The organism is Nostoc sp. (assembly GCF_035638895.1).
GTDB lineage: Bacteria > Cyanobacteriota > Cyanobacteriia > Cyanobacteriales > Nostocaceae > Nostoc.
Genome location: NZ_DASQZC010000572.1, coordinates 1 through 10,155, shown reverse-complemented (window position 1 = coordinate 10,155; position 10,155 = coordinate 1). Strand labels below are relative to the sequence as shown.

Sequence of the window (10,155 nt, the reverse complement as noted above, 5' to 3'; positions counted from 1 at the left end):
CCAACCGCCTAGTGCTAGGAAGGCGCAGGGGAACAATAGTATCCCTGACCAACCTACGAATACGAAGCGATCGCGCTTGAGCCAGTCGTCTAAAACGTCAAACCACCCTCTACTAGGGGCGCGTCCAACTGCGATGGTCATTAGAGCAAATCTCCAAATGTTTATAAGTACAGGTTGTATCTGTATTATAGATGGCTAAATAAAAGCCTTCTATGAGCAGAAAGTTAACCGGGTTGTTAACCAAGTTTACAATTTTTTACACACCTTTAATCATATTAGGTGTAAATCGTTAATTTTTCTAGGGCTTTTGTAATAAAAATTTATTTTTGATTCAGATGAGGTGGGAGTGGGGAGCAAAGGAGATAGACAAGAATTGAGATTCGCTCCCACCTGTTGCGTTAGTTCCCGCTCTTTACGATAACCACACTTATTGCTTGAAGTGGGAATTCAGACACATTCCCCCTTCATTCCACGACAATTCTTGATAGGGTTATTTCCCCCTGCTCCCTACCCCCCGCCCCTCTGCCTCTTTCCCATTTCCCTAGAATCAGTCAGCTGACGCTAAAATGAGTCCACAGTTAAATTTGATTATTGCTAAATGTTTACCATCGATTTAAGCATCAGAAACACTGCTTTCCCGATCTCTGTACAACGTAAGTCAGCAGAGGATGCTGAGGCTGTCTATCAGCTGATTTTGGCAGCAATCCGCTCTGGTAACCCTGACATTGTGGAACTCAAGTGCGAGGGCAAGACAGAGAAAAAAATTGCTGTCCGCGCTAGTGAAATTTCTGGGGTGCAGATTGTTCAGAAAGATGGTACAACCCCTGGTGGTGGTAGGCCACCTGGATTTTTCGCTGTAGCTGCTGAGTAACCAAGGTTGACAAATGGCTCAACTGGGCATTGAGGTCAAGGATTTAAATTTCAATTGGCCTAATGGAGAGAAAGTTATCAAATCTTGCTCTTTAGAAGTACCAAAGGGCGAATTTTGGATGCTCTTGGGTACAAATGGCAGTGGTAAATCAACGTTACTTAGACTGCTGGCGGGGCTACTAGCTCCTGAGTCTGGGGAAATTCGGGTTTTGCACCCCGTTGGCTTTGTCTTCCAAAATCCAGATCATCAACTGGTGATGCCAACGGTTGGTGCTGATGTGGCTTTTGGATTGGTGGAAGAAAAGTTACCGCCTGCTGCCACTAGAGCAAGGGTTGAGGAGGCACTAGGAGCGGTGAATTTGCTTGCCCTCCTACGACGCCCTATCTATGCACTCTCTGGGGGACAGAAACAGCGAGTCGCGATCGCCGGTGCGATCGCCCGTCGCTGTGAAGTCTTATTATTAGATGAACCCACTGCCTTACTAGATCCAGATAGTCAGTTGGATTTGGTGGCTGGTGTGCGCCGCCTTGTCAAAAGTCGAGGTATTACAGCGCTTTGGGTGACACATCGATTAGACGAGTTAAATTACTGTGACGGCGCTTTCTTGCTAGAAAAAGGCTCTCTCGTAGATAGGGGTGAACCTCAACGCCTCAAACAACGTCTAATGGAGGTACACAGCGAAGCCTCTTAATTGAGTGCTGAGTTAAGTGAAAAGTACTCAGGCTTTTATAGCCGTAATGCTCCGCCCTTTATAGGTGGTTTTTTAACTCAGCACTCTTCATTTTCACCACTACTGAAAAAGAACTGCAACGCGCCTTTTAAAACAAAGGCGCGTTTTAAGTTTGTATGTCTGTCTTAGTTTTAGTTTTGTGAGGGTACTATATTTTTTATTCTGTGTAGCATAGTGTTACAGACTATGCATCAATTATTATAAAACTTATGAATGAATTTTGTTAACTCTAGAAAATTGTGATCAAAAACCATGCCCCGTTCCTTACTCCAAGCCGTTTTGTTAGTAGACGGCTACAATATAATAGGCGCTTGGCCTTGCCTTAAAAAAACGCGTGATAGTGTTGGACTAGAGGCAGCACGGGGTGAACTTGTGGAAGCAATGACTGGTTATAGCGCGTTTCAAGGTTACACAACTCAGATAGTTTTTGATGCCCAATATCAAAACTCTTCTAGCAATAAAGAAATAATTACTGAGCTTTTATCAGTTTATTACACTGATTTTGGGCAGACAGCAGATACTTATATTGAAAAATCCTGTGCGTCTATGCGTCAGCAAATAGCTCAATCTTTGATTTCTCGTGTAATTGTTGCTACATCAGATCGGGCACAGCAGTTGATGATACAAGGGTATGGGGCTGAATGGTTGTCGGCACAACAACTTTGTGGGGAAGTAGAAGCTACCGTTTGTCGGATGCGACAGAAGTATCATACACGCAAACAATCTAAGAGTAGGTTTTTAGCTAATGCCATTGATGCTAAGGCGCGGCAGCGTCTGGCTGAATTACGAATGGGATTACAGTAGATATTAGTATTTAACAGTCTCTGCTTAAGTTCCTGAATCGGTTTTGACTGCAAAATTATTTAAATTAAGCTATAAAAAAAATATTGGCGAAACTACTTGCCAAATACTATTTTTAGCTCTAAGATTATAAATCGTGGGTGGTCCTCAGTAGCTCAGTGGTAGAGCGATCGACTGTTAATCGATTGGTCGCTGGTTCGAATCCGGCCTGGGGAGTTTATTAATTTTGGATTTTAAAGTTTTGATTCTAGATTATCTCTCAGAGGTTTATGGTTGCTTGACCCGACTGTGAAGTTTCTGAATCAGGTATTCTTTTGCTATACGTCTCCTAAATAAGGGCTGCGTAGAGGTAAAGCGGCTTGTCGTTAGATATCGCAGCTATAACAGGAAACCTTACGCTTTTTTGGTAGGTAATGGGAACAGCTGCTAGATGGTGCGAGAAGTAGGCTGGCGGCGTTCGTGAGTGCTGATGTCAAGGATTGATTTGGTATTTGTCGCCAATGGGGCGCGACTGGTGTTAATGCGATATTAAGGTAGCTAACGTTTTTACCAGAGGACGAAATACTTACAACCACGAATATAATACTTACCCTAATAAGTAGGGTCTTTGAATTTAGTAGTCTTCATTCTCATAGTAAGTAGTGGTATTTTGCAAAAATATCTGAGTAAAAATCCCAAAAGCAGCAGTTTCATTTTGTAGATTCAGTATATACGTACAAAGACGGTATTTTAGTATAAAAAATTGTATAAAAATTAGTACATATAATATTCTGATTTAACGAAGACAATGCATTCCCAGTGCCCTGAGTCCAAAAAATTCGCGGATAGCTTTTAGAAAAAACGTAAGCGATGGCATTTATCTTAATTATTAAACTAAGTATCAATGTGTTTTTAGCTTTGTCGAACTGACGTAAAATTAAGAGTACAAATACTTTATATTAGGAAGTTGAGCGATATGTCCCTAAGTAGATCAAGTGTATTTGATGCCAATTTCTATCGTGATGCTAATGCTGACTTAGCAGGTTTAAATGATGCTCAAGCTTTATCACACTTTGAAGCTTATGGGTTAAATGAAGGCCGTTCCTTCTCACCACTGATTAATTTAAGTTTTTATCGGTCTAGCAATTCTGATCTGGCAAACTTCAACAACAGTCAACTGTTGAATCATCTGGAGAATTATGGTGTAGCTGAGGGACGCAGTTTCTCTCCATTGGTTGACCTTAACTACTATCGTGCTAAAAACAGTGACCTTGCAGGCTTTAACAACGAGCAATTATTTAATCATTTAGAAAACAATGGTATTACTGAAGGCCGTAGCTTTGATCCACTTTTCAGTGTTAGACAATATCAGTTGCTTAACTCTGATCTTGCAAACCTAAATAATTCTCAACTTTTAAACCACCTGGAAATTAATGGGATAAACGAAGGGCGTAACTTTTCACGCTATTTTGACTTTAACTACTATCGCACTAACAACCAAGACTTAGCTAATTTGAACAACAGCCAGTTGTTGCAACACTTTGAAATCAATGGGATAAATGAAGGGCGTAAATCTTCACCCTATTTTGATGCTGGTTTTTATAAAGCAAATAATCCCGATTTGACTTCTTTGAAAGGCATCAATTTAGTCGAACACTTTAGTTTATATGGTAGGTTTGAAGGACGTCAGGCTGCCAGTGAATACGCTGGAAAGACATTAGGCACTGCTCGCCAACTGACGATAGGTTCAAATTATACTCTAGTATCGGAACATGTAAGTTCATCTGATCCTAATGACTACTATCAGTTCACTTTAAATCAACCTAGTACTGTTACGATAGATAGATTTAGCTTTTCTGGGGGTATCAGTGAACAACTTTTTAATGCAAGCGGTCAGATTTTAGCTTCTACTACTGGTTCTAATACTGGTAACGATCAAAATAGTAGTATATCTGAAGCAACTCAAAGCATTTCATTAAATCCAGGAACTTATTATATACAGATTCAAGGTCAAGGAGAGAATACTAATTACGCATTCTACCTTACTACGGCAGAACAGAATCAAACACAACTTGACAACCCGCTTGGGCTAACATTTCCCGATATAACAGGTGGTACGGCTCTGGATCTAGCGGGGATAATAGCATTCAATTATGAGATGCAAGGCAATATAGTAGGACAATTGGGTGAGAATAGTAAATTGATGGTCTAGTACAGTAGGGCGGAAATAAACAGACAATATTGGTGGGAGAATAAATAATGAGGTTTAAACCAGTTTAGGCAAGCGGCTTAGAAAATGAGAGTGTGTTAAGATACTCCACTAATGTTACCGTTATCCGCATTTAGAAGAAGTTTTCAAGCGATCGCTTTTGCTTAAAACTCGAATAATTTCAGGCTAATTAATTAGGATACCTAGCGCGACTTTCGTTAACATAAATCCCCGATTTCTCAAGGAAGTTGGGGATTTTTAGCTTTCAATTATCACAAATAAAATAGGATTGCTATAGCTTTATAAATTCAACTTAACTATGAAATACTACAGCTACTAAAGGTAATAACGCTAGAAGAAAACCATGCCAAGATTGGAATTGAGAGACTTGGGTTGCTTCTGGAGGTGCTAATAGGGCTTCTATTCTCTGTTCTAACCGATCTGCACCAGAGGAACCTAAGGCAGCACAGCAAATTTCCGATAAAACGGGGCTGCTACTAACCACTAATAAAAGTGATTCTGCTAACACCAGAGGATCTACCTGCAATGCTGCATAACCGTCAGCACGAAGTTCACGCAAAGCTAAAAGTTCTTCCCACAAAGGCTCTGTATTTGGCAACCATGCGGTGCAAGAACGCACCCAACCCAGCCAGAAAAACCAGAATGTATCCCTGTAATAGTGATGCCCTTGCTCATGGGCTAAGACGCTTTCTAGATGAATCGGTGAGAGAGTTTGCACTAATCCTTGGCTAACCACTAATTCTGGTTGCCAAAAACCGATTTGACCTGCAAACAGCGCCCCCGTTTGCAGCAGTCTGGCTCGTCTATCGCCAACATTCACTAAAGGGCAGTTACGGGCAGATTCTACAGACTGCCAACCCTGGAAGGCAAGTTTAATGCATGAAATGGCAAAAAATGCCAAATAAATTAATGCTAGGAAATAGCTAATTGAGCCTGTATACATCCCGCCCATTTGTCCTTGAGGCCCCATGAACAGTACAGCGATCGCAGTCATGAAAATTAGCAAGGGCGGGAAGAGAAACAAAAATAGCGATCGCTGCCACCGCACATTCCAACTAGCTTGGCGTTGATTCCAAGCGGATCTTAACCACCAGGCAACTGCCAAAGCATTCAAAATCATTATTAGGTGCATCATTTTTCCTCCCTGGCTTGGCGTGCAGATTGAATCCGTTTGGCGATCGCTGCTATTTGCTCACTGGCTGCTTCATCTAAGCTATCGGCAAAAGCAGCAATAACATCGGGGTTCCCCACTGCCAGAAATCGCTGTAATTGCTCGTGAGCTTTGATGACTTCTGATTGTTGCTTACTCAGCATTGGCCGCCAGTAAAACGCTCGTTCTTTCTTATCGCAAGCCAGCCAACCTTTATCTGTGAGGCGACGTAAGACAGTAGTGACAGAAGTATACGCTAATTCGCGGTTGGGGTCAGCCAGAATGCGAGCGTGTACATCCTTGACTGTGGCTGAACCAAGTTCCCAGATGATATTTAAAACTTCCGCTTCCAACGGGCCTAAAGATAGCTGTTTAGGGCGGTAATCGGGTAAAGGTGCCATAGCAATTTCAGTGGGGATTGGGGAATGAGTGAATATCCGTCTCTTCGCGCTGTAACCTTGAAGCTATAACTTTTTCCCCATAAAAATGAGTCTGTTCTTGTTTTAGATTACAAGATAGTGCAGCAGTCTGAAAGTCTATTCAGATAAAAATGGGTTTTTTGAGTATTTATTCAGAGACTCTTAAAATTTAGTTAAAATCCCTAACAGATTTATTCCCCAGCCCCATTTATGTATTAGATGACATACATTGTACTTTTTGATGGTAAAAAATCATTTGGGAAAAATTGAAATTATAGTTAGTGACACCAACTAGGTAAAATGTTATTTGCGACAGTAGTATTAAACTAGGTGTATCCAGCGCGTGAAGCTATTCGTATACCACACTCCTGAATTGACTCCAACGGGTAAAGCGCCAGAATGTGCGATCGCAGTGGATGTCTTGCGAGCCACTAGCACAATTGCGACAGTTTTGGCAGCTGGAGGCGAAGCTGTACAAGTATTCAGCGATTTAGATAAATTAATTGAAGTTAGCGAAAAATGGCCTTCTGAAAAACGTCTGCGGGCTGGAGAACGCGGAGGCGCGAAAGTAGCTGGCTTTGAGTTGGGTAACTCCCCCCTCGACTGCACACCAGAATTAGTCCAAGGGCGTCGCTTGTTTATCAGTACCACCAATGGCACTCGTGCCTTACAACGGGTACAAGATTCCCCAAATCTATTAGCAGCTGCCTTGATTAACCGGGCGGCGGTGGTGCAATTTCTTTTAGATAAGCAACCAGAGACAGTGTGGATTGTCGGTTCTGGTTGGGAAGGCAGTTTTTCTTTAGAAGATACAGTTTGTGCAGGTGCGATCGCTCATAGTCTTTTACAGCAAACACAGTTCTCACCAGAAGAATTAGCTGGTAACGATGAAGTAATAAGTGCGATCGCTCTTTACTCTCAGTGGCAAGATAACTTATTGGGATTACTTCACCAAGCTAGTCACGGCCAACGATTATTGCGTCTTGACTGTCACGAAGATTTAAAATATTGTTCCCAAACTGATATCTTAGATGTTTTGCCAATACAACATGAAACGGGAGTTTTGAAAAGTAAAAGGGAGTAGGGAATAGGGAGTGGGGAATAGAGAAGAAATTTAATGAACAATCTCCTATGCCCCATGCCCAATTTTAAAATCTTTAAGCATTTGCCGGAGTCTTTGTCGCCAATGGGGCGGATGTGTTTCTAAAATTGCTGAAATTTTTTCACAAGCAAGCACAGAATAGGCAGGGCGACGGGCTGGTGTGGGATATTCGGCGGTTGTAATGGGGACAATACGTTCAACTTTCAAAGGGAAGCCGAGCTGTTGTGCTTCTTCAAAAATTGCAACGGCAAAATCATACCAGCTAGCAACGCCGCTATTAGTGTAGTGATAACTACCGCTAATTTCTGGGGTTAACTGGGGAATTGTCTGGGCTATAACCGTGGCTATATCTTGCGCCCAAGTCGGGCTACCAATTTGATCGGCGACAACACGGATTTCTTGGCGTTCTGCACCTAGTCGCAACATGGTTTTGACAAAATTGCTTTTGCCAAAGGTTCCATAAACCCAAGCAGTGCGGAGGATGAGGTGATCGGCGCAACTTTCCCGAATTGCTTCTTCTCCAGCAAGTTTGGTTTTACCATAAATACTCAAGGGATTAGTAGCATCGGTTTCCTGGTAAGGGCGATACCGATTACCATCAAAAACATAATCGGTGGAAATATGGATTAGAAAAGCTCCTAATTTTTGGCTTTCTTGGGCAATAATTAGGGGTGCGATCGCATTAATAGCGCTAGCAAGTTCGGGTTCGCTTTCTGCTTTGTCCACAGCAGTATAAGCAGCAGCATTAATGATGATTTGCGGCTGTTTTGATCTGATAACGTTGCGGAGGGTATCGGGTTGGGCAAGGTCTACTGTTGGGCGTTCTACTGAGATAATATCACCGTAGTAGGGGAGTATTTGTTGTAGTTCCTTACCCACTTGACCGTTGCTACCAATCAGCAAAATTGATTTACTCATCCTAATTAGTTCTTGAGCCTAACGCAATCATCAAGCTTAATCAAATACTTCAGCAGTTCTCAAAGGTTTCCCAGCTTCGTCTTTAGTTGATAAAATTGGTGGCGCACTTAAAGGCCAATCTATAGCTAAATCTGGATCATTCCATAAAATTGTGCGATCGCCTTGGGGTGCGTAATAATCTGTAGTTTTGTAGAGAACTTCAGCTATTTCTGAAAGCACGAGAAAGCCATGAGCAAAGCCTGGTGGTATCCACAATAGGCGTTTGTTGTCAGCACTGAGTTCATAACCTACCCACTTACCGAAGGTAGTCGAACTTTTTCTAATATCTACGGCTACGTCAAAGATAGTGCCAACAATAGCCCGGACAAGTTTACCTTGGGGTTGTTGAATTTGGTAGTGCAATCCCCGCAGAACGTTTTGTTTTGAGTAGGAGTGGTTATCTTGGACGAAATTCGCAATAATACCAGTCTCTTGGGCAAACTTTCGGTCGTTGTAGGCTTCAAAAAAGAACCCGCGATCGTCTCTAAATACTTGGGGTTCAAGTTGTATAACTTCAGGGATTTTGGTCTGTACAATGCTCATCAATATTATTTCGAGTAACTCGCCACAGTGTTAACTGTGAGAGTAATTTTATGCTTGTATTCTACAGCTAACAGGTAACACTTCAACCGTAGCTTTTCCTATTTTTAACAACTAAATCATGTTAATTCAATTTGACAGTCATCGCCAATTAGAAATCGTAACGCTTTGGGGCGACGAGGTGCAAGAGTCAATTGTGCCCTTTGTCCAATCACACTATCAATAATACGCTGATGAATTCCAGCAATTTTAGCACCTTCCAAAATCACGCTGTGTTCTAAATCGGTATCAATGAGTGTGGCATTGTTGGCAATACTACTATAAGGGCCAATAAAGCAGTTTTCTAAATGACAATTGCTACCAATGACTACTGGCCCCCGAATTGTGCAGTTAATTACTTTAGATTTTGCACCGATTTGGACTCGCCCAATAATCTGACTTTGGGCATCGATTTCGCCAAGAACTGATGCTGTCAAATAGGTGTCGAGAATCAATCGGTTAGCTTCTAATAAGTCATCTTTTTTACCAGTATCTAACCACCAACCTTTGAGATTGTAGGCTAAAACTTGTTTTTTCTGATTAATTAGGTATTGAATAGCATCAGTAATTTCTAGTTCGCCTCTGGCGGAAGGTTGGATATTTGCGATCGCATCATAGATGAGATGAGAAAAGAAATAAACTCCTACCAGTGCTAGATTTGAAGGAGGAACTTGGGGTTTTTCAATTAACTGTAATACCCGTCCTGTTTCATCGACCTCAGCCACACCAAAGGCGCTAGGGTTAGAAACTGAACGTAAGAGAATCAAAGCATCTGGCTGTTGTTGGCTAAATTGTTGCAGAAAATAACGTAACTCACCTAATTGAATGAGGTTATCACCCAAGTACATGACAAAGGGAGAATCTCCTAAAAAGGGATGAGCAACTTGAACGGCGTGAGCAAGTCCAAGTGGCTGGTCTTGTACGATGTAGGTGATGTTCGCTCCAAAGTATTCTCCATTTCCGGTTTTCGCTTGAACTTCTGCCCCAGTTTCCGGGCTGATGATGATGCCAATATCAGTAATACCAGTAGCGACCATTTCTTCAATCCCGTACCATAAAACAGGTTTATTTGCAACTGGTACGAGTTGTTTTGCTCCACTATAGGTGAGGGGACGTAAACGTGTACCTTTACCGCCAGAGAGAATTAGTGCTTTCATTGGGATTGAGGATTAATTAGAAGCCATTAGTCAAGATAATCTGAAATCTAGATAAAATCCCAAATTTTTGCATCCAGATTTTGGCGTTAGTTTATCTTTTATAGATAGCGGGATAAGACTTCGACGGTTGCTTTTCCTGTTTTTTCCCAACTGAATTGTTGAGAGTGAGTGATACCTTGG

The 10,155-nt window shown here is 41.8% G+C and carries 10 protein-coding genes, 1 tRNA gene and 1 pseudogene; 6 read left to right on the top strand and 6 right to left on the bottom strand.

What is annotated here, in order from left to right; genetic code table 11:
- Window positions 1-141: pseudogene (locus VE944_RS28405) on the bottom strand (photosystem II D2 protein (photosystem q(a) protein)); the annotation flags it as partial.
- Between the two features lie 457 nt (window positions 142-598).
- On the opposite strand from VE944_RS28405, the gene VE944_RS28400 reads away from it, so the two are divergent.
- The 5 genes from VE944_RS28400 to VE944_RS28380 all read left to right on the top strand — a co-directional run bounded on the left by VE944_RS28400 (window position 599) and on the right by VE944_RS28380 (window position 4,593).
- Window positions 599-871, top strand: a complete 273-nt coding sequence (locus VE944_RS28400; protein ID WP_012410874.1) for a UPF0367 protein family — start codon at window positions 599-601, stop codon at window positions 869-871.
- A 13-nt stretch (window positions 872-884) separates the two neighbouring features.
- Window positions 885-1,562 (top strand): energy-coupling factor ABC transporter ATP-binding protein, encoded by a 678-nt coding sequence (locus VE944_RS28395; RefSeq protein ID WP_324985286.1) that lies wholly within the window; start codon window positions 885-887, stop codon window positions 1,560-1,562.
- Between the two features lie 291 nt (window positions 1,563-1,853).
- Complete coding sequence (locus VE944_RS28390) at window positions 1,854-2,405, top strand: NYN domain-containing protein (RefSeq protein WP_324985283.1); 552 nt, start codon at window positions 1,854-1,856, stop codon at window positions 2,403-2,405.
- Window positions 2,406-2,546: 141 nt separating this feature from the next.
- Window positions 2,547-2,618: transfer RNA gene (locus tag VE944_RS28385), tRNA-Asn, on the top strand.
- Window positions 2,619-3,357: 739 nt separating this feature from the next.
- Window positions 3,358-4,593 carry a hypothetical protein gene (locus tag VE944_RS28380; protein WP_324985296.1) on the top strand — a complete coding sequence of 412 codons (1,236 nt, stop codon included), beginning with the start codon at window positions 3,358-3,360 and terminating at the stop codon, window positions 4,591-4,593.
- Window positions 4,594-4,903: 310 nt separating this feature from the next.
- On the opposite strand, the gene VE944_RS28375 is transcribed toward VE944_RS28380, so the two are convergent.
- Window positions 4,904-5,743 carry a M56 family metallopeptidase gene (locus tag VE944_RS28375; RefSeq protein WP_324985293.1) on the bottom strand — a complete coding sequence of 280 codons (840 nt, stop codon included), beginning with the start codon at window positions 5,741-5,743 and terminating at the stop codon, window positions 4,904-4,906.
- The gene (locus VE944_RS28370; protein WP_324985280.1) at window positions 5,743-6,162 is read right to left on the bottom strand and encodes a BlaI/MecI/CopY family transcriptional regulator; all 420 of its coding nucleotides are present in this window, start codon (window positions 6,160-6,162) and stop codon (window positions 5,743-5,745) included. Before VE944_RS28370 ends, VE944_RS28375 begins: the two co-directional genes overlap by 1 nt.
- Before the next feature lie 361 nt (window positions 6,163-6,523).
- Here VE944_RS28370 and VE944_RS28365 point away from each other — a divergent pair, with 361 nt between their 5' ends.
- Window positions 6,524-7,264 carry a 2-phosphosulfolactate phosphatase family protein gene (locus VE944_RS28365; protein ID WP_324985277.1) on the top strand — a complete coding sequence of 247 codons (741 nt, stop codon included), beginning with the start codon at window positions 6,524-6,526 and terminating at the stop codon, window positions 7,262-7,264.
- A gap of 45 nt (window positions 7,265-7,309) precedes the next feature.
- On the opposite strand, the gene rfbD is transcribed toward VE944_RS28365, so the two are convergent.
- The 3 genes from rfbD to VE944_RS28350 form a co-directional block, all read right to left on the bottom strand.
- Entirely contained in the window at window positions 7,310-8,200 is an 891-nt protein-coding gene (gene rfbD, locus VE944_RS28360; RefSeq protein WP_324985274.1) for a dTDP-4-dehydrorhamnose reductase, read from the bottom strand.
- Window positions 8,201-8,236: 36 nt separating this feature from the next.
- On the bottom strand, window positions 8,237-8,782 hold the full coding sequence (gene rfbC, locus VE944_RS28355; RefSeq protein WP_324985271.1) for a dTDP-4-dehydrorhamnose 3,5-epimerase: 546 nt from the start codon (window positions 8,780-8,782) through the stop codon (window positions 8,237-8,239).
- Window positions 8,783-8,898: 116 nt separating this feature from the next.
- The gene (locus tag VE944_RS28350; RefSeq protein WP_324985268.1) at window positions 8,899-9,975 is read right to left on the bottom strand and encodes a glucose-1-phosphate thymidylyltransferase; all 1,077 of its coding nucleotides are present in this window, start codon (window positions 9,973-9,975) and stop codon (window positions 8,899-8,901) included.
- Window positions 9,976-10,155 lie beyond the last annotated feature (180 nt).